This is a genomic window from Priestia sp. YIM B13490, from assembly GCF_042787735.1.
GTDB lineage: Bacteria > Bacillota > Bacilli > Bacillales > Bacillaceae_H > Priestia > Priestia megaterium.
In genome coordinates, this window is the sequence record NZ_JBHZOT010000007.1 from 175,388 (window position 1) to 201,160 (window position 25,773).

Consider the following 25,773-nt stretch of genomic DNA (forward strand, 5'->3'; position numbering starts at 1 on the left):
TTGAAAATAAGCTAAGTGAAAAGGTTAATTTCACCTTTGCTTTTCTTTTAATGTAGCACTATTTATAAAAAAAACTTTCTTTTTCATTGATTTTTAATGTTATTTTTAGCCTATTTTTAACTACAAACCGTAGACTGAAAATGTGCTATTTGAAAGCTCAACCTAAGACTGTATGTGTTTCTAATAAATAGTGTAAGAAATTCCTAAACAATCTATGTAACGAAAAAGAAGAAAAGATACACCACACAAATTGATGAAAAAGGCTAAATACCCGGTATTAATTTTTTTATCATGTTTACTCTTTTATCAGTAGAGTAAATCTTTACTTGCATAAACAAAAGAACAAAAAGATGTGGTGAATATTTCAGGTTCCATCATATGACGAAAGAATAAAAACTATAAGGAGGGAAAGTCATGAATAATCGTGAGAAGGATAAATACCTCATTCTTTCCGCTACATTTGGAGAGGGACATAAACAAGTGGCTAATGCGATAAGCGAGGCAGTAAATGAGATCGCTGCTGATGCTGATCCCATTACTATGGATATCATGGAGTGGATTCATCCCACCCTCTATCCAATCAGCCACTATATTTATAAAAAAAGCATTAAGAAGTTTCCTCAAGTGTATAGCTTTTTGTATAAAAAAACTCGTGTAAAAAATTCATTTTCCATTAAGCTAAATTCGATCTTTTTGTCGGGCATGCAAACCGTGCTTAAAATCATACAGGAAATAAAACCGAAGGTAGTGGTTAGTACCTATCCATTTGCCGCCGGGATTATATCAAGATTAAAAGAGCAAGGGTTAATTGATATTCCAGCGGTAACCATCATCACAGATTATACGGATCATTCTTATTGGATTCATCCCTCTACAGACCAATATGTGGTAGGGTCTGCTCGATTGCGTGATCAATTAATTGCGTTAGGGGTAGAGGCAGACAAAATTAAAAACACTGGAATACCTGTACGGAAAAGATTTATGGATGTTCTTCCAAAAGACCTTCTCCTAGATAAATATATGATTAATCCAAATATGTTCACCCTGCTCATCATGGGAGGGGGAGACGGATTTTTTGGAAAAGGGATTTCAACCTTTAAGGCATTAGAATCCATTTCCACACCGATTCAACTTTTTATAGTATGTGGTAAAAATAAGAAATTAAAAACACAATTAGAGTGGGAATTAAAAGACTCGAAGCATGACGTGAGAATTTTTGGATACTGTGAAAAGGTTGAAGAATTAATGGCTATTGCAGATTTAATGATCAGCAAGCCGGGGGGAGTAACAACCTCTGAGGCAATGGCGATGGATCTACCAATACTGCTTTATCATTCGTTACCAGGACAAGAAGAAGACAATGCAGAGTATTTATGCCGTTCGGGATTCGCACTGTCTGCACAGTCAGAAAAAGAGTTAATTGCGCAAATTGAAAATCTTGTCCACGATTCAGCACCTTTAAGATGGATGAAACAAAGAATGAAAAAATATCAAACCAAAACATCATCCATAGACGCTCTCTATGTCATTATCGAAGCAGCAAGACGCGGTCCATTACGTAACGTAACAGATAGTAGAACGATACAAAAGCAAAAGGAGATAGAGGTGAGTATATAATATGGAGTTCATGATTTCTGCTATTATTTTTTTTATTTTATTATACACCGTTATTCCGTATTTCTTATCACGTGGTCTAGGAGTGAACGTAGTTAAAAGAGGAAGGGATTTATCTAAAATTGCTTTTACGTTTGATGATGGTCCGAACCCTGTTTATACGCCGATACTTCTTGATTTATTGAAGAAAAATGAGGTGAAGGCAACCTTTTTTGTGGTCGGTACTAAAGCAGAAAAGTACCCTGAACTGATTCAGCGCATGCATAATGAAGGCCACTTAATCGGAATTCATAACTACGTACATCACTCCAACTGGTTTATGTCGCCTTGGAAAGTTAGAAATGGACTTAAGAATACAGCCAAGGTGATTAAATCTATCGCTGGAGTCACACCTATTTATTATCGCCCGCCTTGGGGAATGCTCAATCTTTTCGATTTTATGAGAAGAGGTAAATATAAGATTATTCTATGGTCAATCATGGCGGAAGATTGGCGCACCGCTGGCGGAAGTGAAAAGATCAAAAAACGCCTGGCAAACATAAAAGGCGGGGACGTCATTTTGCTGCACGACTGCGGAGATACGCTCGGGGCTGAATCCGACGCTCCAAGAAACACAATTAATGCGTTAAAAGATGTATTAAAAACAGTGCAAACAAAAGGATTCACTTGTGTCCGTGTTGATGAATTGGTAGAGAAGCTATAGATAGTAAGAGGATTAGAGGATTGTCTTTATTAAAACTTGCGAATGAAATTTTAATTCTTGTTATTTATTACCGTAACTAAATATCTTGTCTGTTATAAAAAAAGAACCTCTATTTTAAAGAGGTTCTTTTTTATGGTCAGTAAAAATATATGGTAATATAATCATATATTGGTTATATTTATAATTTCTTGATTTTTAAAATCTGTGTTGAATCAACAGTCAATTTAAACGAAATCTATGAAAGTAGGGTAGTTCTTGAAAAAAGTTATTTTGAAATTCTTTGTATATTTTTTAATCTTCTTTGGAGGAAACTTAATGATTAATATTCTGTTTACTTCTAATTTTGATCTTTTAACAGCATTTTCAACCGCTTTTGGAGTTTCCTTTGGGATTGCTATCTTTGAGTATTATACACATAAAAAAGGCAAGGTAGCATAAGGTGCAGTGTTTTTCACCCAATACATAAAAGATTTTATTAGAAACTTAAATATCATAGTATTAAATTATAAAAATTTTGAGGTTTGAGATGGGAAATTTGTTGAATTACATTTATTTTTTTATTGCCATTTTAGTTGGCTTGTACTTTTTTATCACCAATAAATACTCTAGAAAGCCACTATTCATGTTGTTACTATCGATGCTTTTATTTTATAGCAGCGCGTATTTCTTTTACTATAAGACTTATCCAATTAACTTACTCAGTACATTATCCATACTTGTGCTTTGGTGGATTATCCTTTTATTGCTAAGAGAGGTTTACTCTAGAGAAGAAAATATTTTCTGGAATCTTTGTTTAATCTATGTAGCGCTATACCACTCTTTGCATTATGTTTTTGATTCATTGGCTCAAAAGAACTTTTTGTATGGATTTATCTTTTATTTTTATACAAATGTAGGATTACTTCTGCTTGGCTTGTACTATTTCTTAAGAGTCTATAAAAATAGAACCGTGCATTAGAATGAAAAAAGCTCTTTGGAGATCAATGTCCGCAATTCTTGTGGCGTTAAATTTTTATAACAGATTGCTTTGCAGAAAATCAATTATTTTTCATCATTTAATAAATATTATTAAATCTCATGGACGCCTTGTATATTTTTATATTATTTACCGCACTTTAAAAGAAAAAGGCGAGGCTGATATAATGGCTAAAATAATTCCATCCTTATGCATTTTGCTCGGGGCTTATGTTCTTATTGTATTCATCGACGTTTTTCAGGGAAGCTATATGTTTCAATCGTTTTATAACCTAAAACAATATTTTGTAATTGCTCGTGGGGAAGATTATTTTTTGGTTATTTTATTTGCTTTACTATTCCTTGCTGTTAGCATTTTTCCTGTTTTAAAAAAACAATAGCCTCCCTTGTCATAAAAGGGTAGGCTTTATTTTTTGTTTTATATATGCTGTAATCAGCAATAGGATGGGAATTGCTATATGAAAAGGGAGGTGCAATAAATAAGGAACAATTTTGAGTCCTTCATTTATATGAGCTTGATAACTAGGAGCAATCATCAGTGAGGAGAAAAAAATAACACCGCCAATTAAATAAATGTTTGTAACAGAAGGTTTCATTCGAAACAAATCAGCCGCGCCAATCACTGCACAAAAGAAATAAATGGTTATTTTAACAAAACCTAAAATGACCATGAGAATGAGAATAAAGGTATCCAGTCTTTGAATAAAACTAGCTATGTTAATGTAACTCACAGCTGTAAGAGCCGGGAAAGAGGATCTTAAAACAGTCTCTGGTCCGAGTACACACAAAAGAATAATTGAATTAATGGTTAAGACCATTCCTCCTATTATGATGGCGGATAACCCAATTGTTGCAGCCTGACTTTTTTTATTTAAATAAGGAAGAATCATAGTAAAGGTAATCAATTCCCCGAAAGGTACAGTAATGCCAAGGGGGACTAACTCTTTTCCTATGTTTCCCCATCCATTCGCTAATACGGGTTGAAGATTCTCCACCTTGATGTAGCCTCCTACTACATACAAAACATTTAATATAAAAAGAGTCAGTAAAATAACAACAAAACATAAGCATGTAACTCGTGCGAATGCTTCTATTCCTAAGTGAACACTATAAATTAACACAAAGGTCATGCATATGCCCAGCGTAATAATCGATGTAACATAGTAAGAAGAGCTAATTAGTAATTCTTCAAAATCACGCAATACTCTGGAAGCAATATAAACAAAATATATAATATAACAAAAGCTGATAGCACCGCCTACGTATTTACCCCAGATTTTAATGAGGTAGCCAGTCAAAGGCATATTAGGGTATCTCTTATATAAGGAGATATAGATTAAATACAGTACACATCCAAAAAAAGTAGCCAGCAGGGGGACTATCCATGCATCTTGCCTAGCAGCCTTTCCGATATCTAAAAGCAACGTACTGCCTAATATAAAGATAAACATCATACAAAATAATTGAAACCCATCGATTTTTATTTTAGTCAATGCTTTTTCAGCTCCTCATCTAATTTACCTCATAAGGATTTGTCCGCATTCCGGTATTTACAATACTGACGTTCACATTCATCGATATTTTAGCGCTTGAAAATAGATTCTTCCAATTCTGTTTATGCTGACGCCAATAACTAGGGTTGGTTCGAGACAAGCTATCACCAAAGCCAAATATATCTGTCTTTTCTTTTTGTGCGATGCGAATAGTTTTTGTGATTTCCTTTTGCAATTCCTTTTGTACTTCTTTTTCCAATTCTTTTAATACCTTAGGGTTGCTTAAATCTTTTTGGCATGTTGTTTCCGTAATTTCTCCCATGACGTTCAAATCTGTATGAATGAAAGGTTGCCTATGGCGGATTGCTGTTTTCATTTGGCTTTTTATTCCGGTCGCTGTAACTGTGATATTCTCATTTATACTGCAAGGGAAAACGAGGGCTGTACTCTTTACTTCAGAAGTAACAAGCTGGACAGATCGAGCCTCATCGCCATCTAGCCATCGAACTAATTTTCCTTTTCTAAACATGGCTAATCCTTTTACCTGCATAGCACTTGGGCTGGTATTCTCTAAATTGCCTGCTTCTTCTGCCTTCTGAGAGGGCTTGTTAATGCTGATTCCAGGAAGAGATAGATCTTTTCCCTCACTCAAAAGCATAGAAATAACTTCATATGCTTGTACATTACTAACTATTCCGTACATTTTTTGATTGTTCTGGCTGGTACTTAGGATACTTTTGACTGGAGTAACCTCAAAAGGTTCAATCACACCGAGCAATTTCTCAGCAGTCCCATCACGTGCAATAAAAACTGGAATACTTGTACGAGCTTGTTTGCCTCGATCCAAAGCATCAAATAATAAGCTAAGGTCATTTCTTGCTAATTTTTCACCTATAATGATAAGCGAAAGATGTGAAGTAATATGTTCTCTTGGAATGACGATGGAGGCTTTTTTTAATGCCTCTACTAGTGTTTTGGCAGTTACTGTGTAGTTAATGACAGGAAGACCCTGTCCTCCTGTCGAACTGCCCTGTGATAAACCACTTGGATTAATGATCTGATAGGTTACTTTATAAGGTTGTTCCAAGTTTTCGTTCTCATCAATTCCCAATCCTATAATAACTCCTATTTGGTTTAATTCTCGGTAATTCGAACATCCTGAAACGCATAAACAAATGGCAGCGATCCATAAAAGCGAAAGATAAGTTTTCATTTTCTATCCTCATTCATCTTTATACGACGTCTATTTATTGTGATGTTTTTTCAACAGAGATGGTAAAGAGAATCGAACTAAAGTATCCTTTTGCTCTTTAAAATCAAAGGGAGCAAAAGGTGAAAAGTAGGGAATACCAAAAGATCTTAGACTACTTATATGAAGCCATATACATAAGGTCATAAGCAAAATTCCATATAAGCCAATAAATGCTGAAATTAGAATCAAGATAAACCGAAAACCACGGGCCGCATTGACAATGCTAGTAGATGGCAGTGTAAAATTGCTGATGGCAGAAATAGCAACAATAATTACAACAGCCGCTGATACAAAACCTGCTTCTACAGCTGCTTGTCCTAAAATCAGTGCTCCTACAATGGAGACTGCTGGTCCGATTGCTCTAGGCATTCGGATTCCGGCTTCTCGCAACATCTCAAAAGCTAGTTCCATCACTACCATTTCTACAATTGCTGGAAAAGGAACTCTTTCTCTTTGCGCCATTAAGCTGACCATTAATGTGTTCGGAATAAGTCCCTGATGATGCGTAATCAATGCTAAATAGATAGCAGATGCATACATAGAAAGAAAAAAAGAACCAAATCTTAGTATCCTTAAAAAGGAAGCAATATAATAATTTTGATAATAATCTTCGGGAGACTGAAAAAATTGAGAAAAAATAGCAGGCGCAATTAATACAAAGGGTGTTCCTTGTACAATAATAGCAATTCGACCTTCTAATAAATTTCCTACGACGGCATCAGGTCGTTCCGTATTTAATAAAAGTGGGAAAATAGTGGTACTATCATCCCGGATAAATTCCTCAATATAGTTCGACTCAAGGACCCCATCTACCTTAATCTCTTTTAAACGTTCTTTGATTTCCTCTACAATACGTTTATCTGCATTCCCTTGAATATACATGATTCCTATATCTGTTTGGGTTACGCTTCCAATTTTCATGCTTTCTAAGCGTAAATTAGAATCCTGAATTCTAGCTCGTATCAAGGAGGTATTAGTCCTTAAATTCTCTGTGAAACTATCTTTGGGTCCTCTAACAACAGTTTGACTGGTTGGTTCTGTTACTGCGCGGGACTGAAGTTTTTTTGTATTGCCAATGAAAATTTTAGAACTCCCATTCAGTAGGATGACCGTATCACCGGTTAAAACGGCTGACATAAATTCATGCCAATTCTCTTTTATAGTCAATTGAGATACAGTTAATATCTGGGGTATTTGTTCTTCTATCTCTTTGACGGTTACTACTTGATTACTTTCTTTAAGCCACTGAATAAGAGGCGTCATGATATTCTCATTTATAATGTTTTCATCTGCTAATCCGTCAAGGTGAATAACGGCTGCTTTTAACGTTTTTTGATAGGGAGACTCAACCATTCGAAACGATACATCAGAACTATTTCCTAATTCGTTTAATAGTCTCTCTATATTTTTATTTACAGCATCATATAAGGGAGTTGCTGAACAATCTGTTGTCTTTTCCTTATTAGAATTAGAGCTTTTCAAAAGATATCTTTGTCGCACGTTTTACCACCTTTTATATGAGTGAATATTTGTTATACAACGAGTAACGTTATCATTCCTATAAAATGTAAAAAATATGTACGTGAGGAAAATACATAAAATAAAATGATAGGAAATGCATCTAACTTTGTTTTCTGTTTTGCCGCATTAGTTGAACGTCAAAGTAAAGCTGAGGATTCTTTAGAGTTTTTAGATGAAAATCAAAGCGGGTTAGCTAGTATTACTTTATATCCAGTGACAGATCAGAAGGTATTGTTTTAAGAGTTAAGGAATTGGAGAGAAAAGCATCTCACACTTCTCTGGATATCTGATGTTTTTATGGCCGATATCGTACATTATGATAATTAAAAATGAAGTGAATATTCACATTGATTGATTCCAAAATTTCCAATGCAAAAGAATAAAAAGCCCTCTCTTAAGTTTAATTGCTTAGAGATTGGGCTTTTGTATAGGAATATCTTCAGTATTATAAATGAATTTCTACGCTACTTTTCTCTTAAACAAATGGGAGTTCTCTTTTATGCTTTAACAGTCTGTTTTTTTACAGGAATGTAGATATCAATCTCTTTATTTTCTGAACCATAACATCTTTTATCATACAGTTCAAATTCCATTGATCCGTAGTGCTCATAACCCGATTCAGGGAACCATTCTGTAAAAACATAATTCCATGTGGACTGAATGGAAGAAGTAAAAGATTCTTCATTTGATTTTGGTGTAGTAAATACGGCATAGTCTAGTTCAGGGAAACTTCTGTAAACTGTTCCTTCAGGCGCTGAAGTGCCTTCCTTTACTTCCATGCCAATTACATAAACAAACTCACCCGTTTCAGGATTAAAATCAGTGCAAATACCAAGCTCCGTGTTTTCTTTTAAGGGATTGGGGATTTTAGAGCCTAATCCATTTTGCATGTACTGTTGCCAAAATTCAGGAATGTCTTTGTTATTCTGGCCACCCTCGTTCTTCGTTTTTAGCTCATATCCAATGACATAAAAAGCAGATTTAGTGACTAGTTTTGGTTCCATCTTATTTCCTCCTGACAAAAGTGTGGTAGTTAGGTAGGCTTTTCCCCGCAGCGGTCCAGATATTCTCCTTGCGTTACGGTATTGCTTCGGTGAAACATCATAAAAGTTTTTGAACGCTCTGTTAAATGATTCTTGATATTGGAAACCAACATCAAGTGCGATATCAATGACTTTTTCATCTGTAAAAAATAAGCGTTCTGCTGCGCGTGTAAGTCTTCGTTTCCTCACATAATCCATCACCGATTCTCCAACCATGGCTTGGAAGACACGGTGATAATGAAAAGGAGAAAAGCAAGCAATTTCTGCTAACTTTTCTAAAGTAATTTGTGTCTCCAAATTCTCCTCAATGTAATCTAGCGTTCTTTGTATACAAGTTACATAATTCATTTACATTCACCTACCTTACGTTCACTATAACAGCAAACAAATCGTTGTTCTTAACATTTTTTGCTATATTCAATTAGATGAGGATAGTTTTGCAATATACGCCTCTAGAGGTATAGTTTTAAAGGGATGCAGATAGTGAATTTTTTTATGTAAATTAATGATATTGATACATATTTAAAGGGAAAGTTTGAATTGATTTTATGAGGAAGTCCATTTAATTATTATGAAACTATAAATCAAAAGTTACCTAGTGAATTATCTTATCTAACCTTAAAAAAAAGCTTAAGAACACTGAATTTTAAATTTTATTGCCTTTTTCATCATAAGCTTATTATTTGAAAAAGGGGATTCTGGTACTAATTATGAATACAATTTATAATATGTTTTAAATATATTGTTCAAGAATTAAAAATTCCCCCACCTTAGGCTTGCTAAGTAGGGAGAATCCAGTATAAGAATATTTTTAAAAATCTAATAGAGGATTATTAATGCTCACTTTCGTCTATTTCGTCTTATTTTTACGTAAGTAGTCGATGATGTACCAATGACGTTCCCGCAGGAGTCTAATGCTTTTACTTGAAAATAGGGGCCAACTGCCTGAGCATGAATATCTGTTTCGAATCCAGTACAAGGGGTACTAAATACCACTACTGCTAATTTAAAAGGTGTTGGGCCTGCCAGTACCTGCCAAGCGACCGTTTCTGTTGAACCATTCCATGATGCGTAAACTGTAGCTTCACCGTCATGCAATAAGTCTACAGTTATGCTAGGCGGATAAAGTGGTAGACCTACCCACTTATTTTTAAACGCTCGATACGAAAGATTCTGATTTGGATACTGCATATCATATAACAAGTTAAATGAATGGTTTCTCCTTGTATTGCCAGCGTTCCTAAATTCCGAAAGGTACGGTTCTTGCCCCCACCCAATGAGTTGATTTCCATTAGAAAGCTTTTGCGCATTTCCTTGACTTGGAACATATAAAGCTGGGTCATGATAATACGTTCGATCTATACTGGCGATCTTGTGTTTATAATCTAAGTGAAGAATTAAACCACGCGCTTGCTCTTGAGGTGGAGAATCAGGAGAAGCACAGCAGGCATTGTCAAACAAGCTTATCCTGTTTTCGGACCTGTATCGTGCATCATGCTGCCAAGAAAATGTAGCGTTCGGCCCAAGCTTAAAATCACTTTGCTTTCCACCAAGTTGCCAAATTACCTTTCCCGTATCTTTGTCAATGTTATAAATAGCCCACATACTACGCATGCTCACTAAAAGTGTGTTGTTTGGACCTTCTTCGACTGAATTTACGTGGTAACAATCCCATATATTATTAGAGCTTGTGGCGGATGAAGCAGGTACCATCGAATCAGCTGGATTAATATGTTTAAGTACATCCCAAAAGAAGAGAAGCTCTCCCGTCTCAATGTCTATTTCTTGAATAGAGTAATTACTAAAATACCCGTGTAATGGCCCTCCATACTTAGATAAATCTGCAGGTACTTGTTTTACCCCTGTGAACAAAGCCGTATTCCGTTTGGTGATTGTAAACTCGTGCAAATCAGAGGCAAACCCTTTTTTAGCAAATAACTTTTTAATGACCTCATAATGCTGATTGATAATTTGAAAATGAGCACCAGGCTCAGGTTCACCCACTGGAAGGTTAGGGTTTGCAGTTTGAGTTCCTGAAATTGTTCCTTGCCACATCGTAAGAACAGGGTTTTCATGGTACATTTGTACTCGAAAGTCTGTGTTTTGGATATACCTACTAGCAAGCGGTCTAAACCACACTGGATTACCCGTCTGATCCATAATTAGTGCCCCAGTTTGCCCAATCATCGCTGCTTCATATACCGTATAGGGCGCAACAAATAATAGGCCGGGAGCTGTTCCAGGCTTATCAACATTAACGGTAACCTTCATGGGATGTAAATTAGGAGCTGAAACAAAATTCCATACTTGCGGGTTTGAATGACTAGTGAATGATTGTGAATTAAAATTATTCATTCCCACTCTCATCTCCTCTAACTTTTATTATTAAACACTGTCTCTTGAGCTATTAATATGTCATTTGCTTCAAAATATGTAGGTGCTGTTTAGGTTTAGTTGTGTCTTTTGTTTGCTCGTGATTAGCAGGTCAAGAGAAGTGTAAAACGAAAAGTAGCGGAGACTTTATAAATAAAAATAAAGCCGCAAACGGAAGGGAAGAGGAAAAGATAGAGAATTTTCTAGGTAAAAGAATATTAATACGGAAGGATCTTGGACGAAAAAGTTAAAAACAATTTAATAAATAGAAGAGTTTAGTATATTTTAAATACTTATATATAGATAAAACATACTTGAAAAACGAGCTCTTGTTTATGAAGGGCTCGTTTATGCATCATTGGTGTAGAAAGACTTTGATTATGTTTAAAAATTTCTGCTTTGTTGCGAGAGTGATTCTATAAAAGGTAAAAACTAAAGCCTATCGCAATGTAGGTACCAACAAGTAAAACACCTTCGAACCAGTTGGAATCACCGTCGTTCACAACGGTCACCGTCATGAGAGCGGCAAGGATCATCGCAATCATTTCCGCTGTATTAAATACAAGAGGCAAGAAATCATACAAGTATGAAAACAGAACGAGTATAGGAGCAACAAACATGGCCGTTTGGACGGTTGAACCAATGGAAATCTCCACCATTACGTCCATTCTGTTATTATAGGCCATTGCAATTGCTGACACGTACTCTGCAGCACTTCCAACTATGGCCACAACAATAATTCCAATAAAAACGTGACTCCAGCCTAAGGCAGCACCTACTGGCTCAATGGTGCCAACAAGTTTTTCACTAATATAAGCTAGTACAATTGTGGCCAGTCCAAGCACAACGATTGCTTTCTTTTTTCCCCATTCTGGTTCCTCTCCATTTTCTTCTGCGTTTCCAGTAAAAATCCCCTTATGCGTGACAAGTTTAAAAAGAAGAGCAAGCAGGTAAATGGTCAGCATCACAATAGCAAAAGAAGTTGATAGAACCTGCATATCTTTATCATCCAAGCGTTTTGCAAAGATAAATGGCAATACAAAAGTTACGATAATAGCAAACATTAAGAGAGAGGTATTATGTCGTGTTTTAAACACACTAAATTTTTGCTTTTTAAATCGAATTCCTCCAACAATCATTGATATTCCGCTCGCAAAAAGTAGATTAACGAGAACTGCTCCAGTAATAGAGGAAATGACGATTGTATTTAGTCCTTTGCTTAATGCAAAAAACGAAATAATAATTTCTGCAGCGTTGCCAAACGTAGCATTAAGTAATCCCCCTGCTGTTGGACCTACTACAACGCTAAGGCTTTCAGTAGAACGTCTGATGTAATTAGCCAAACTAATTAATGTCACACAATAAATAAAGAACATTAAAATATAATTCCAATTAAAAATGCTGCCAATAATTGAAAGAGGTACACCAATAATCATAAAAATGAAAAAGACTTTATTCATATTTTCCTCCATGGTCATTTATAGATCCTATAGCAAGAAGAGAAGCTCTATATTATCTTAGCGTTTTTATTAATATAACTCTTAAGACTTTTGTTATTCACATGGAGAGTGCAACTAGCAATCAACTCGACGCATAGAAAGAGAACATACTTAATAATAGCTGGTGTAAAGTTAAAAAAGAAAAGAATCGTACAAGATAAGGCGCTATGAACTCCTCAAGATAAGCTTCAAAGTATATTGAATAGTCTGCTCTGAATAACCAATATGTATCTTTTACATGCTAAAAAGATATGGATTTTTCAAACGCCCATAATTAACGTTTGCGTTAACGTTAATTATGGGTAATGTAGTTTATAGATTTAAAAATAATTAGAATGAAGCACCATTTAAATATGATTCAAACTGGTCATTATCATTAAAGGAGAGAGCTATTATGTATACACTTGGAGAACTATTAGAGCAAAGGGCTACACAATCTGCTGAAAAGGAGGCTTTAATTTGGAGTACATCTTACCATATATTTAAAGAATATAATGAACGTGTCAATCAACTCGCTCATTACCTGTTAAGCCATAACATTAAAAAAGGGGATCGAATTGCAATTCTCTGTCAAAACAATCATCCGTTTCCTACGATTCTGCTAGCCGCATTAAGAATCGGAGCCGTAGCGGTTCCTATTAGCTGGCAGCTTACGAAGTATGAAATTATCGATATTTTAGATAGTGCGCAACCTAAAATTATTTTCTACGACCAAAAATTTCATGAGGTTATTCCTTTTGATTCTGAAATATTAAATGACGTGATTACTTTACAAGTAGGAAGAAAAAATAGTGTGCAGACAGTTGAAGAATATAATGAAATTTTTTCTGCGTATTCTATACTAAATCCCAATATACAGGTCTCTCAAGATGACATAGCTATGCTTCTTTTTACTTCCGGAACAACTGGCAACGCAAAAGGCTGTATGATTGAGCATGGTCATGTGTATTCTTATATACAACCATCTAGTCAACGAATCGATTATGAAAAGGATGGTCGTTTTCTTGCCTCGCATCCTTTTTATCATATGAGTTCTATTAATAATATTTTGAAATCTGTTTCCAACGGGATGGGATTATTTTTGTTGTCAGATCCTACACCGGAAATCATTTGGGAAACGATTGAAACTCATAAGATCACTATGATGTTAGCGTTTCCCTCTATGTACATGCAAATGCTCGAAGCGGTGAAAAATGAAGGGGCAAAGAAATCTTCACTAAAGGTTGCTATTGCTGGAGGGGCAAAAGTTCCTGCTTATCTTATTAAGGAATATGAAAAATTAGACATCAGCATGATACAAGGTTATGGAAGTACAGAAGCATGGACAGTCAGTGTATGGACACCAAATATGGGAAATGAAAAAATTGAATCAGCAGGTAAGCCTCTTTCTGGTGTAGAAGTGAAAATTATTGATCCCGAGTCAGGACAAGAAGTGAAAACAGGAGAAGTTGGAGAAATTATCATAAAAAGCCCCTATTGTTTTAAAGGCTATTGGCATAATCAAGAGGCGACTGACAAAGTCCTTAGAGATGGCTGGTTCTATATGGGGGACGCTGGAAAGGTAGATCAAGACGGCTTTTTATATATTATGGGACGCTTTAAAGATGTTATCGTATATGGCGGTGATAATATCTATCCTGATCAGGTAGAAGAAATAATTGAGCAAATAGATACGGTTATAGAAGCTGCTGTAGTAGGAGTAGAAGACCCAGTTTATGGAGAAAAACCTAGAGCGTATGTGGTAAAAGATCCTCATTCTTCTTTAACAAAAGAAGATATCTTAAAATATTGTAGAGATCGTCTAGCAAGCTACAAAATTCCCGAAGTTTATTTTATTGATCAACTTCCTAAAAATCAGCTCGGTAAAGTATTAAAAAGAGAACTGAAATGAAGATAGTTAAAGCGTGAACTGAATGCAGTCCACGCTTTTAAGATGGGGGAGATCCTACATAACAAAAGCTTCATTATTTTAACGCAAAAATGTTAAGTGGAAAGCTTCTTGATATCAGTGTAACAAATACGAAGGGTATTCTCATATTCAGATTCATAGCCTGTAAATAACACCTTTTTTTCTTTATTATCATAGTGAAATCCGAAGTTTTTTAAATCATTTCTCAATATATCTTCACTAATTTTAATGGAAGAAGCAATATCTTCATAAGTAGCACCATTATTTAGTTGTTGAACAATCTCACTGATTAACAAATTACGACCTCCAGTAGTATACGTGTCTGAAGTAATACTTTATCCTGAATAGCTGCTTTTATGAATTGCAAGTAAAGGTAACAATTTAAATGAACTTGGTATTAAAAGAAGTGTAGAAAGCCACATGTTTCTGCTGAGGAATTGTTCTTCTTACCTTTGTATTTCTCACTAATAATAGTAAGAAGTATCACCCTATGTTATGACCTGGGTTTGCTGAAAAAGCAAAGAGAATATTCTCTTTGCTTTTTTCTTGGTTTTAATATTTAATGCTCTTTTTCTGGTACCATTTCAACTTTACCTGGCCAAAAAGCAAATCTTCCTAAAACCGTAGTAATCGCAGGTACAAGGAACGGCCGCACAATAAATGTATCTAACAGAACACCTAAAGCCGTGATAATTCCAAACTGAACCAGAACTTGAATAGGCAGTGTTGCTAGAACCGCGAAGGTAGCAGCTAAGATGATTCCAGCTGATGTAATAACACCGCTTGTTTCGCTTACGCCTTCTTTAATTGCTTGCTTTAATGGCATATGCTTCTTTTTCTGCCAGATGCTTGAGATCATAAAGATATTATAATCCTCACCAAGCGCCACTAAAAATACAAATGCGTATAAAGGGATCGCTCCTTGGATAGCATCTGCCCCCATGATATTGTGAATAATGAGCCAGCCTAATCCTAAGGCTGCACTGTAGGATAAGATAACCGTTCCAACCAAGTAAAGCATGGCTACAATGGAACGCAAGTAAGCTAATAGCAAGAGCGATATAAAAATAATAATTAATGGGACAATGATACTGTCGTCTTTATCACTCGTGGTCATTGTGTCATACTGTGTTGCTGTTTGACCGCCGATCCATACTTTGGATTTGACTGCAGAAACTCCGGACTGTGACAGCGCCTTTTCAGCTGCATCTCTCAAGTCTGGAATAGCTTTCATTGCTTCTATACTATATGGATTCACATTAAACGTAACGTCATATACTTTTAGATCCTCATTATTTGTACCACTTTGAGGTGCAGAAACAGTACTAATAAGGTCATTTTTCTTTAATGCTTTTTCAAGGTCAACCGATTTTCCTTCCGTATCAATGACTACTTGTGCTGGTGCTAGTTCACCAGGAGAGTAAGCATCAGAAATAATCGTAAATCCTTCACGAGAAGGCATATCTTCAGGGAAAGAAGACAATAAATCATATGTGTACTTGATTTGACTAGAGTAAATGGATAAAGCTCCAAAAAAGACTAGACAAGCTACAATGATTGTCCATGGTTTCGTCGTAACCACATTACCAATCCAATTCCCGAAACGGTTTTTCGCTTTTCGGTCACGCACCGGTTTTCCTTTCTTTTTCGCCAATTCTTCTTCCATTTCAGGAGTACGAGGGACGAAAGGATAAAAAGAACCTCTTCCCATAACCGAAAGCAGGGCGGGAATAAGTGTTAAACTTGCTAATCCCATAATTAGAATAGATAAGCTAAAAGGGATTGCAAAACGGTGGTAAGCACCGTATTTTGCTACAATCAAGGCCAGAAGAGAGATGACAACTGTAAATCCACTCATAGCTATAGCACCTGAAGCACCTTTAAAGGCATTGATAAGGGCTTGTCTCTTATCTTTTACTTTACGAAGCTCATCACGATAATGAGAAATTAAAAATAAACAATAGTCTGTTCCTGCTCCAAATAACAAGACCGTCATAATGGATATGGACTGCGAGTCAACCGTAATCCATTCTTTATCTGCCAAAATACCGAGAATCGGACTCAGAACCCCATAGGCAAAACCCACACCGATTAAAGGAATAATCGCTAAAATTGGGGAACGATAAATGACAAGAAGTAAAATTAAGACTAATAAAACTGTCGCGATTAGTAAGGAAACGTCTGCTCCTTCAAATAAGCTGGTTGCATCTACTTGAATTCCTACAGGTCCGGTAACGCGCGTGCTTAGCTTATCTTTTGCATCGATATCTGTAGCAAAAGAATCATATGAAACCTGTTCTTTTACTTGTTTTTTAATCGTGTCTAGATTTTTTTCTAGTACATCTGTTTCAACGTTTTCTTTAAAGAAAATGGGCTGTACAAGCGTTGTACCGTCCTTTGAAATCATTTTTTGTAAAGCTGCTAACGGTAATTTGTGCAAAGGCGGAGTAGACGTTTGTTTTTCTAATGGTTTCTTTTCTAAATCTGCCGCCACTTGCTGAATAGATTTTAAGTCATCGGTATTCAAACCGGATTCTTTATGCCATGTAAGTAAGGCAGGAACCCCTGAAGAGTTAGGGAATTCTTTCTTTATAAGATTTTCAGCCTCTACGGAAGGTGAATTCTCACTTAAGTTTGGTGCATTGTTCACTTCCGTTTTATTAACGGCAGGCCAAGCAATTGTTAGAACTGCAGTTGCCAAAATCCATACGGCAATAACAACCCAACGACTCACTTTTCCAGTCATCAATCGACTGAATGTTGCTAAAGGTGATTCTTTCATTAATTCTCCCTCATTTCCAAATCTGTTTGTTTCTATTACAATATATATAGAACCTTCAATAATTATATATACCAGAAGGTTAATTAATCAACTAGTTTAAATGTGCCAATTTCTTGAACTAGAAGGAGGGCCCTTATGAATACGAACCAGACACCAAAAAAAAAGCCTGGCAGACCTAAAATAACAACTGAAAATAATATAACAAGAGAGCAAATTTTAAAAACAGCTGCCCATCTCTTTATGGCATATGGATACGAAAAAGTTTCAATGGAGCAAGTGGCTGAAGCAAGCGATGTGACCAAGGCCAGCGTTTACTACTATTTTAAAAATAAGGCAACTTTGTTTACCGTTTCGGTATCAAGTATGTTCCAACGTATCACAAAACAGACAGAGAAATTATTACAAAACTCCAAAGGACTGAAACACAGATTATATGAGGTAACCTTGGATCATTTAAAAAGACCGCATATTGATTTTGAAACATTATTGCAAGAAGCGACTTCTTCGCTTACAGAAGGTCATATTCATGAAATTCGTGAAGCAGAGAAAGCGATACATGAGGCATTAGAGAACGTATTCAAGCAAGCTGCAAACAGCGGAGAAATCGTCGTAGCAAGTCCCAGATTGCTTGCGCATACATTTTCCACGGTAACAATGATTCGGAACAAGAAAGAATTAATTGCAGAATTAGGAGGCCCTGAAAAAACGGCTCAGGCTCTAGTAGATCTTTTTTGGGTAGGGATTAGTCCTAATTAATTTTCTTATTCCACTATAAAAACCGGCTGTAATATATTAGTTAATATGTTACAGCCGGTTTTTTTATTGTTCACAGGTACTTCTTGAGAAAAGGGGAAGGGCATAACAATAATAGGGTGACTTTCTAACCTATGTAAGTATGTTGACATAAACTATTTACTGACATACTGGAATTTGTATTTATGTTTATCTTAAGAGATGTTCAATTGTTGATTAGTGTTAAAAAAATGAAAATTTTATCTTTTAGAGTTTACTGCAGCATATATGGTTATTCTATTGTAAACAAAACCTTTAGCATAACAGCTTATATTTTGGAAAGGGGAGAAGCGGATGGAATCTATTTGGCTCGAATATGTATGGGCATTATTGATTCTAATCGGGTTAGAAGGATTATTATCAGCTGATAATGCTCTTGTACTAGCAGTTATAGCTAAACATTTACCCGAGGATCAGAAGAAAAGAGCGATTAATTACGGAATTCTTATGGCGTTTATTTTTCGATTTGGAGCTCTTTTTGCCATTTCATTTATCGCCAACGTTTGGTGGATACAGGCGATAGGAGCAGCTTATCTTCTGTATTTAGGTTTAAAGCATGTCATTAAGGCACGGTTTGGGAAAGACAATGAGAATATTCATAATGATGATGAAAAGGAGTCTGCTGGCAAAGGGTTCTGGCCGACGGTGGGCAAAATTGCGTTAGCCGACCTAGCTTTTGCCATTGATTCTATTTTAGCTGCGGTTGCTATAGCACTTGGACTTCCGGATTCACAGTTTGGAGAAATCGGTGGTATGGACGGAGGGCAGTTTGCAGTTGTAGTTCTTGGAGGGATTGCAGGTCTTATTTTAATCAAGTTTGCAGCGACCTGGTTTGTAAAACTCCTTGAAAAGCGACCTGCCCTAGAAACGACAGCATACGCCATTGTTGCCTGGGTAGGGGTGAAACTTGCTGTTATTACTTTTGCACATAAAGATATTGGTGTCTTAGATCCCCATTTTCCTCATAGCACCATCTGGACTCTAATTTTCTATGGAGTATTAGTTGGTATTGCTCTATTAGGTTGGTTTGCACCGGGCAATAAATCATCAGAAAAATCATCGGCCTAGAAGGTAATCGAGTGTGATAATCACCCTGAATTCATCAATTAACCGTACTCTTTCCTTCCAAACGGATCCTCGCTTTAATATTTAAAAGCATGTTTAGATTTTATAGAAAAGTGAGTTATGTTGATTCAAGTGTAACCATCAAGTGCGTTAATCCAAGCTGGGTTAACGCACTTTTTAATTGAAATGGCTGCGCAAATGAACGTGGTTATTTTATTTATGATTTTTGTGCCTTTTGATAATCAGTAAAGCAGGAAATTAAGAAACTCCCAATAAAAAAAACAATAAAAAGACCGATAAGACTTTCTATTTGAACATCTTTTTCTCCAATTATTTGACCGTAAATTACCCTGAATATAACACCAACGAAAGAGAGAACAACAGCCTTGATGGTAATATGTAAAAAATTAATAAAATCACACCTTTTCACAAAATATAGTACCCGATTTTAAACGATTAAAAAGTTCTAGAAAGAAAGACTTACAATTTAAGGTTCATTTAAGGGTTATATATTACACCTAAAGGGATTTATTCTGCAATACAATGGAAGGTCAATTGCAAAAACAGGTGATTATTTTTGTTAGTTTTAGTATTCCTGTTTCTTTTTCTGGAATTTTTAAAAAATAACGAATACTTGTTTAAATGGAAATGATTTGGGAATATAATTCACAAGTCAAAAAAATGACAAGGAGGATGCAAACATGGCAAAGGGACTAGCTATGCACGAAACGCTAGAAGTTCATGAAATCTTAACGCTTAAAACATCATGTGTAACAAAAGGAACAGCGATGTTGGAATTGGTAGAGGATGAGGAATTAAAAAAGATTCTTGAAGAAGATGTTCAAACATCTACTGAAGCGATTAAAGAATTGAAAAAAATCTTAAAGAAAGCTCAATAAATAGGAGGGGTAGAAAAATGGCCACTAAGAGTACTCTTACTAAAACGTTAGATGATCTTGCTATTGCGACTGATTTATTATTATCAGCTAAGAATGGTGTACGAACATATGCGGTAGCGCTTACAGAAACGGCGACGCCCGAAGTTCGAAAGGTATTAAAAAAGCAATTAGATAAAGCCATCGAGCTTCATGAAAAGATTGCTCAATATATGATTGATAATGAAATGTATCACGCCTATGATGTAGAAGAACAAGTAAATCACGATTTAAAAAAGGCAGATAAAGCGTTAGATTTAGCGAAAGGTTAACTAAAATTCTCCCTCTGACAATAGAGGGGGAATTTTTTTAAGGTTACATAAAAAGTTCTCTTTTGATATTTCTACAAAGGAAAAGAAGTCTATATTTTATTCTCTTAGAAGTAGATAGTTTACCCCATTTTATACAATATTTAGATGATATTTTATAGTCTTTTATCCCATATCCGAATAAATTGGTTTTAATTGGCTGCTGAAGGATACACCTATTAGTAGAACGACATATTCTATAGGGATAGAGGAGGAGAAAATAGTGAAGGAAATTAAAGTAGCAGAAAATAGTGGTCAGGCAAATAAGTTTATTGAAGAGTTTTTTGCTAACGGGTTTCGTAAAAACGAAATTTATTTATTGACCTATAATAAAGAGCGCTCGGAATATTTAACAAATACAACAAATACAAAAGAATATCGAGCTTCTGAACAAGGAGTTTTTGAATCTGCAGTTAATAAGTTATTTTCTCGTGAAGATGAACTTCATTCTAAAATGGCCTCGTTAGGTTTAACCCAAGAAGAAGCTAAACAGTGTGTCGGTGAAATGAAACAAGAACGTATAATCATTATTGCAAAAAAAGATGTGTAATGGTTCTCCTTTGCAATAGCTTTTGAGGAAACTAAGTGATCGAGAAGTATTAGTAAATCATACTAGCATGTTGCTTTATATATAATATTTATTTTTCTGTACGAATGTTTTATAAATCGGAAAGATACTGAACGAAAAGTATATTACTTGAGTCGTTTACTACTCTCATATGGAGGTGAAAGGGTAATGATTCAATTTTTTGGTATCCACATAGGGACGTTATACTTTCCTACAAGTATCCTTCTAATTACTTTATTAGTTTTAGTAGGTTTTGTTATCTATTTTCTTAGTAGAAGAAAAAGAAATAGAGATCAAACGATTCATTCAAATGAGAATAGGGTAAAGGGCAAAAGAGGAAAAGATAAAACTCTGTAAATGATCTAAAAGAAGAATTAATATATTTCGTCATCAAAAAGAATTCTCGTTTGAAATGAAAAAAAAATCATCCTAATCCTACAGTTCCTGATACAGCCTTACACCATGATTTAACTCCTGAGAAAGTATGATTTAAATAAATGCAGAGAGGGCCCTTGAATTCATTTCTAAGGGCTGTTTTTATTTTTGTTCTGTAAAGGACAGACGACCTTTTAATCTTCTATTTTCTTACTATTTCTTATTTATAACTTCAAAAGAAACTTTATTATCATTTTTTAAGATCTTAAACAAGCAATTGAACCCTTGATAAATTTGAAATAGTAGTCTAACCTTCATATTAAGGAGTGAAAATTATGAATGAAAACATTTCGGGTATTGATTATCAGGAAGTCATTGAATATGCGTTAGATCCACTCATTATTCATTCAAATCATAAGATTATATATGTTAACCACGCAGCTGAACATTTTTTTAGAGGCAAAAGGGAAGATATCATAGGTGCCAGTCCTTTAGATATATTTCAAGAAACATCTAAAGCAGCAATAAGGAAAAGAATCCAATCTGCTTATGAACGTCCAGCAGAGCTTATTGAGGAAACCATATTTAGATTGGACGGGACAACTGTTAATGTTGAATTATATTGTCATCCCTTGCTGCTGGGAGATAAAAAAGTAATCCAAACCTATGTGAGAGATATTACGGTAAAAAAAGAGAGTGAAACAAGACAAAAAGAAATAATAAAGCAAATAAATGAACTGTCTACAACCCTCGTTCCTCTTTTAGAGGGAATCGCTGTACTTCCCTTAGTAGGATCCATAGATGAGGAAAGAGCAAACCAACTTTTAATGGCTGTTCCAGTAAAAGTGCAGACACAAAATATAAATTGTTTAATTATAGATTTTTCCGGTATTTATACATTGAATTCAATTGTAACGGAGCATCTTTTTAAAATTAATAGCGTTATGTCACTACTTGGAGTGCAATGTATCTTAACAGGATTAAGGCCCGAATTATCTCGCTCTGCTGTTCAGCTAGGTATTAATTTAGATTCTACCCGGACAATGGCTACTGTAAAAAACGCACTTCATTTTTTAGGAATTACTTCTAGTAAATAATCTTTAAAATGAAAATAACTAAAGTAACTTGTACGTTTTTAAAGATACATATGATATGAATCTTTAGATGGTACTACTGTCAGAGGAAGTTTCTGATTAAAGAAATAGTGGCATCGTCTTTACGATTTCGTGCTGTTTTAAATATTTTTAGATGGTTTTTTAAAATTAGATTTGTATCTTGTATACATTAGAAAAACAAAAGAAACTCCTGAACATATATCAGGAGTTTCTTTTGTTTAAAATAACATATTGTGCAATCGCACGTTTGTTAAATAAAAGATAGAAGAATCATTGAATCGCTTTCTTCAGTTTAAGATCTTGTATAAAGCTTCAGAAGCGTTATCTATATCATAATCGTTATAATTTAAGGTTTTTTGATCCGTAAGTGTAGTGATTTGAAAAATCTTAGATGTTTTACAATACGACAGTTCCAGTACTTGAGGAATGGTATGAGTAATAGCACTATCCTCATATTGAATAAGAGTATAAAGCGTTTTTTTTATTTCAAGTATATTCATAAAAGTACCTCTTTCCATTATAAGGAAACCAGGGGTACAAAGAGACCATATAATTTTAATTTATGTTCTTTCTCTATTGTAACATATGAACGTATAGAAAAATACCTGCCGAAAACAGACAGGATGGTAACTGCAATTGTAAATTCTATGCACTTCTAATTCTGCTAGCTGGTCAGTTAAAAAGGTGACCAGCTAGCAGAACATGTTCTTCTTATAATAGAATTACCTTGAATAGATTCAGTAATAAAAAAGAGTAGATTATTAACCTACTTTATTGCTTTATAAACAACTGGTGAGGAAAGTTTAATCAATGTAGATGGCTGCCCAAAAGCCATAGATTCATCAATGAATGTTTCAAGAGATTGAACGGAATTAGTTAAAACTTTTACTAAGTAGTTGTATTGACCTGCCAGACGATGACATTCGATAACTTCAGGGTGTTTTTTGCAATATTCTACAAATTGTCTGCAGTTTGTATTGCTGTATAAAATAAAAGCAGTTACAGGTTTGTTAAAATTTTCAGGATTGATTATTGCTCTATATCCATCTATTATATTTTTTTCTTCAAGTTTTTTTACTCTTTCATTAACAGCAGGGGTAGATAAACCAACCAACTTTCCCAACTGTGTAACGGACAAACGAGCATTCTCTTGTAGATGTAGTAATATATTTTTATCAATTTCATCCATAAAACATACCCCGCTTTAAATTATAAATTAAAATAATAGGTTTTCCGTCAATATTAAAGTTATTACTTAGTAATACAATAAGAAACATATGTAAAAATAGAAATTTATAGAATACAATTTGATTATATCAAAAGGAGGGATTTAATGGCTTTAGAAATGAGAAATACATGCGAAAAGTGCAATAAGAAACTCCATAATAGCTCTGTTGCTTATATCTGTACACATGAATGTACATTTTGTGATAAATGTAGTGAAAGCGAGATGTATATTTGTCCTAACTGTGGAGGAGAACTAGTTAAAAGACCAAGGGGCAAAGAACATTCGTTAAGTTGCTCACTGAGCTTATCGTAAATTTAGACACAACATTCTATAAATAGTGCAGTCAAAGCAGCTATGGTCAATGGGGGGGCATTCAACAGCGAACCGCAACAGGTTTAAGTACGGAACAAATTATAAAGCATCATTGTGGTGAAAGTCTACATGGTCATTGCAATGTTGGACACTTTTCAATTGTCAGAAATGCAGAAGAAGACTTGTTTCGTCCGACACATTATTCTTATAGGTAACTAATTGCACGAAGACAAATATTTTTGGAGTACTGAAAATCGAATTCAGTAATCAATTGATTTATAGATAAAACAAAAGGTAATAGCACATAACTAAAATAAAGCCCTAAAAGTGTCTAATTGACGATTGTTAGGGCTTTGTTTCTGCCAATCATTGGGGCTCAATCGGTTTTTATTAAGCAGGAAAGCCTCCTGTTGGCGGTGGCCATGCTCCGTTTAACCTTCTCATAATGACAATTTCACCTAGATGATAGCTGTTGTGAGAAGCAATATTACGCAGTAATCCCCCTGGGGTTTCACTTGGCCAAGCATCCAGAGGTTCTTCGATTGCTAATGTATCAGCTAAGTGACATGCTTCGTCAATTCCATTACAAAAATGCTGGATTGTCTTTTTCCATTCTTCCTCATCAACCGGAGCAGGGTGTTCAGGCCAGCTTTCACTTACACTTTTCGGTCTTTCAGGGTTTTCTCCTTTAGCAAGGGCAAGTAAAAAGTCTTGCCAATAGCTCATATGCTTCACTAATTGATAAATAGAATAAGGTAATTCCTCTTGTTTATGTGAAGCAAGCTCTATATTAATATCAGTTATTGCGTTAATCGTCGGAAGATGGCCTCTTTCACCTCGCAGTGATTTGATAAGCGCATCACGAAATGCTGTATTCGTTTGTGTCATGTTTTTTTCAGCCTTTCTTTTTCAAAGTATTAAGCTTGTAACAGTCTAACACAAATCAGTTTAATATATGTACTTCTGTGATTAACGACTTACTATAACAAAGCCACTAAAAATTAGTATCAATCACAATTTTTTGTTTGTAAGTCACCTTTATATGAAGAAATATGGTTTAATATAAAATATATAGAAATAAGTAGAAAAAGGTACCCTTTATGGAAAGTGAAAAAGATTATGTGATTTTGAGAAAGACGATAACAACTCTTTCTACAAGCTTTATTTTAGCTTACCTTTTGACAATAACAGGTCTGATTCAACAACTAACTGACGGAGAAGAACTATCGTATCATACTGGAAATGACATGGCAGGATGGTTCCTTGTATATCTTTTTTATGTAGGGGCCGTTATTGCTGTATACGGAAATTTTGTCTCAGTTATACTGGACGCTATTCGAAAGAAATGGCTTCCCAACATGAGGTGGCTATTTGTCTTCTTCCACGGCATATTAGGCTTAATTAACGGTTTGTTTTTTCAAGATACATATTTGGCTTATTACGGGATGGCAGCCGCTATGTTATATGCATGTATAGATTGGTGGGTAGAAAGAAGAATTGACAGGGAAAAAAGTACAAAAGTATTGCTAATTATACCTCTTATTCTTTTACTTCTCAGTTGGAGTATATTAGAAGCGCTATCACCTAGCCTTCCGCCATTTACGAAAGAAGATGCCATAGAGTTTGCGACAAGTGGTGAAGGAACAGATATTGATTTATTTCCTGCTAAAGTTGGAACATGGAAAGGAACTTTTGGAGGGTATCAAATCGAAAGAAAAACTCGTGCTAAAAAATTAAATAAAGAGTTTTATCTAGTGACGTTTGAAGAAAACTGGACTAAAGGTAAACAAAAAGGACGCTATGTAATGTCTTATAAAGTAGATCGCAGCAGTGTCTCAGGGGATGGCGGAAGTGGCACAACACCTCCTTATTATGAAAAGGTATTAGAACAATAAAATAGTAAAAATTAAG

At 35.1% G+C, this 25,773-nt stretch carries 24 protein-coding genes; 13 read left to right on the plus strand and 11 right to left on the minus strand.

The window, feature by feature from the left end; genetic code table 11:
- Nucleotides 1–414: 414 nt before the first annotated feature.
- The 4 genes from ACFX4R_RS20895 to ACFX4R_RS29415 all read left to right on the plus strand — a co-directional run bounded on the left by ACFX4R_RS20895 (nt 415) and on the right by ACFX4R_RS29415 (nt 3,672).
- The gene (locus tag ACFX4R_RS20895) at nt 415–1,617 is read left to right on the plus strand and encodes an MGDG synthase family glycosyltransferase (RefSeq protein WP_377570225.1); all 1,203 of its coding nucleotides are present in this window, start codon (nt 415–417) and stop codon (nt 1,615–1,617) included.
- Between the two features lies 1 nt (nt 1,618).
- Entirely contained in the window at nt 1,619–2,317 is a 699-nt protein-coding gene (locus tag ACFX4R_RS20900) for a polysaccharide deacetylase family protein (protein ID WP_323618825.1), read from the plus strand.
- Nucleotides 2,318–2,632: 315 nt separating this feature from the next.
- Nucleotides 2,633–2,755 carry a hypothetical protein gene (locus ACFX4R_RS20905; RefSeq protein WP_255255999.1) on the plus strand — a complete coding sequence of 41 codons (123 nt, stop codon included), beginning with the start codon at nt 2,633–2,635 and terminating at the stop codon, nt 2,753–2,755.
- Between the two features lie 704 nt (nt 2,756–3,459).
- On the plus strand, nt 3,460–3,672 hold the full coding sequence (locus ACFX4R_RS29415; protein ID WP_479692217.1) for a YczF family membrane protein: 213 nt from the start codon (nt 3,460–3,462) through the stop codon (nt 3,670–3,672).
- A 9-nt stretch (nt 3,673–3,681) separates the two neighbouring features.
- On the opposite strand, the gene ACFX4R_RS20910 is transcribed toward ACFX4R_RS29415, so the two are convergent.
- The 6 genes from ACFX4R_RS20910 to cax all read right to left on the minus strand — a co-directional run bounded on the left by ACFX4R_RS20910 (nt 3,682) and on the right by cax (nt 12,434).
- Nucleotides 3,682–4,785, minus strand: coding sequence for a GerAB/ArcD/ProY family transporter (locus ACFX4R_RS20910; RefSeq protein WP_043980756.1), 1,104 nt, complete (start codon nt 4,783–4,785; stop codon nt 3,682–3,684).
- A gap of 19 nt (nt 4,786–4,804) precedes the next feature.
- The gene (locus tag ACFX4R_RS20915; RefSeq protein WP_377570228.1) at nt 4,805–5,998 is read right to left on the minus strand and encodes a Ger(x)C family spore germination protein; all 1,194 of its coding nucleotides are present in this window, start codon (nt 5,996–5,998) and stop codon (nt 4,805–4,807) included.
- 30 nt (nt 5,999–6,028) lie between these two features.
- A complete protein-coding gene (locus tag ACFX4R_RS20920; protein ID WP_377570231.1) occupies nt 6,029–7,537 on the minus strand; it encodes a spore germination protein in 1,509 nt (502 codons plus the stop codon).
- A gap of 518 nt (nt 7,538–8,055) precedes the next feature.
- Nucleotides 8,056–8,949 carry an AraC family transcriptional regulator gene (locus ACFX4R_RS20925; protein ID WP_274157165.1) on the minus strand — a complete coding sequence of 298 codons (894 nt, stop codon included), beginning with the start codon at nt 8,947–8,949 and terminating at the stop codon, nt 8,056–8,058.
- Nucleotides 8,950–9,441: 492 nt separating this feature from the next.
- Complete coding sequence (locus ACFX4R_RS20930) at nt 9,442–10,956, minus strand: arylsulfotransferase family protein (RefSeq protein WP_377570234.1); 1,515 nt, start codon at nt 10,954–10,956, stop codon at nt 9,442–9,444.
- Nucleotides 10,957–11,390: 434 nt separating this feature from the next.
- Nucleotides 11,391–12,434, minus strand: coding sequence for a calcium/proton exchanger (gene cax, locus ACFX4R_RS20935; protein WP_043980765.1), 1,044 nt, complete (start codon nt 12,432–12,434; stop codon nt 11,391–11,393).
- Between the two features lie 433 nt (nt 12,435–12,867).
- Between cax and ACFX4R_RS20940 the strand changes: the two genes are divergently transcribed.
- Nucleotides 12,868–14,364: a class I adenylate-forming enzyme family protein gene (locus tag ACFX4R_RS20940; protein ID WP_377570236.1), complete on the plus strand. Its 1,497-nt coding sequence runs from the start codon at nt 12,868–12,870 to the stop codon at nt 14,362–14,364.
- 92 nt (nt 14,365–14,456) lie between these two features.
- On the opposite strand, the gene ACFX4R_RS20945 is transcribed toward ACFX4R_RS20940, so the two are convergent.
- Together ACFX4R_RS20945 and ACFX4R_RS20950 are read right to left on the minus strand one after the other, a co-directional pair.
- Nucleotides 14,457–14,678 carry a hypothetical protein gene (locus ACFX4R_RS20945; RefSeq protein WP_377570238.1) on the minus strand — a complete coding sequence of 74 codons (222 nt, stop codon included), beginning with the start codon at nt 14,676–14,678 and terminating at the stop codon, nt 14,457–14,459.
- 263 nt (nt 14,679–14,941) lie between these two features.
- Entirely contained in the window at nt 14,942–17,164 is a 2,223-nt protein-coding gene (locus tag ACFX4R_RS20950) for an MMPL family transporter (protein WP_043980771.1), read from the minus strand.
- A 135-nt stretch (nt 17,165–17,299) separates the two neighbouring features.
- Between ACFX4R_RS20950 and ACFX4R_RS20955 the strand changes: the two genes are divergently transcribed.
- From ACFX4R_RS20955 to ACFX4R_RS20980, 6 genes are all read left to right on the plus strand, one after another.
- Nucleotides 17,300–17,920 (plus strand): TetR/AcrR family transcriptional regulator, encoded by a 621-nt coding sequence (locus ACFX4R_RS20955; protein WP_043980773.1) that lies wholly within the window; start codon nt 17,300–17,302, stop codon nt 17,918–17,920.
- A gap of 330 nt (nt 17,921–18,250) precedes the next feature.
- Nucleotides 18,251–19,024: a TerC family protein gene (locus ACFX4R_RS20960; RefSeq protein ID WP_043980775.1), complete on the plus strand. Its 774-nt coding sequence runs from the start codon at nt 18,251–18,253 to the stop codon at nt 19,022–19,024.
- 698 nt (nt 19,025–19,722) lie between these two features.
- A complete protein-coding gene (locus ACFX4R_RS20965) occupies nt 19,723–19,920 on the plus strand; it encodes a hypothetical protein (protein ID WP_016766364.1) in 198 nt (65 codons plus the stop codon).
- Between the two features lie 17 nt (nt 19,921–19,937).
- A complete protein-coding gene (locus tag ACFX4R_RS20970) occupies nt 19,938–20,228 on the plus strand; it encodes a spore coat protein (RefSeq protein WP_013056394.1) in 291 nt (96 codons plus the stop codon).
- A gap of 259 nt (nt 20,229–20,487) precedes the next feature.
- On the plus strand, nt 20,488–20,814 hold the full coding sequence (locus tag ACFX4R_RS20975; protein ID WP_043980779.1) for a YflT domain-containing protein: 327 nt from the start codon (nt 20,488–20,490) through the stop codon (nt 20,812–20,814).
- Between the two features lie 728 nt (nt 20,815–21,542).
- Nucleotides 21,543–22,304: a PAS domain S-box protein gene (locus ACFX4R_RS20980; protein ID WP_043980783.1), complete on the plus strand. Its 762-nt coding sequence runs from the start codon at nt 21,543–21,545 to the stop codon at nt 22,302–22,304.
- Nucleotides 22,305–22,609: 305 nt separating this feature from the next.
- Here ACFX4R_RS20980 and ACFX4R_RS20985 read toward each other — a convergent pair whose 3' ends face one another.
- Nucleotides 22,610–22,822, minus strand: coding sequence for a hypothetical protein (locus ACFX4R_RS20985; protein WP_016766369.1), 213 nt, complete (start codon nt 22,820–22,822; stop codon nt 22,610–22,612).
- A gap of 266 nt (nt 22,823–23,088) precedes the next feature.
- Nucleotides 23,089–23,511 carry an Lrp/AsnC family transcriptional regulator gene (locus tag ACFX4R_RS20990; protein ID WP_377570241.1) on the minus strand — a complete coding sequence of 141 codons (423 nt, stop codon included), beginning with the start codon at nt 23,509–23,511 and terminating at the stop codon, nt 23,089–23,091.
- A 144-nt stretch (nt 23,512–23,655) separates the two neighbouring features.
- Between ACFX4R_RS20990 and ACFX4R_RS20995 the strand changes: the two genes are divergently transcribed.
- A complete protein-coding gene (locus ACFX4R_RS20995) occupies nt 23,656–23,862 on the plus strand; it encodes a DUF1272 domain-containing protein (RefSeq protein WP_080781682.1) in 207 nt (68 codons plus the stop codon).
- A 390-nt stretch (nt 23,863–24,252) separates the two neighbouring features.
- Here ACFX4R_RS20995 and ACFX4R_RS21000 read toward each other — a convergent pair whose 3' ends face one another.
- The gene (locus ACFX4R_RS21000; RefSeq protein ID WP_102813306.1) at nt 24,253–24,750 is read right to left on the minus strand and encodes a DinB family protein; all 498 of its coding nucleotides are present in this window, start codon (nt 24,748–24,750) and stop codon (nt 24,253–24,255) included.
- Between the two features lie 212 nt (nt 24,751–24,962).
- Between ACFX4R_RS21000 and ACFX4R_RS21005 the strand changes: the two genes are divergently transcribed.
- The gene (locus ACFX4R_RS21005; protein ID WP_280559411.1) at nt 24,963–25,757 is read left to right on the plus strand and encodes a hypothetical protein; all 795 of its coding nucleotides are present in this window, start codon (nt 24,963–24,965) and stop codon (nt 25,755–25,757) included.
- The last annotated feature ends 16 nt before the right edge of the window (nt 25,758–25,773 follow it).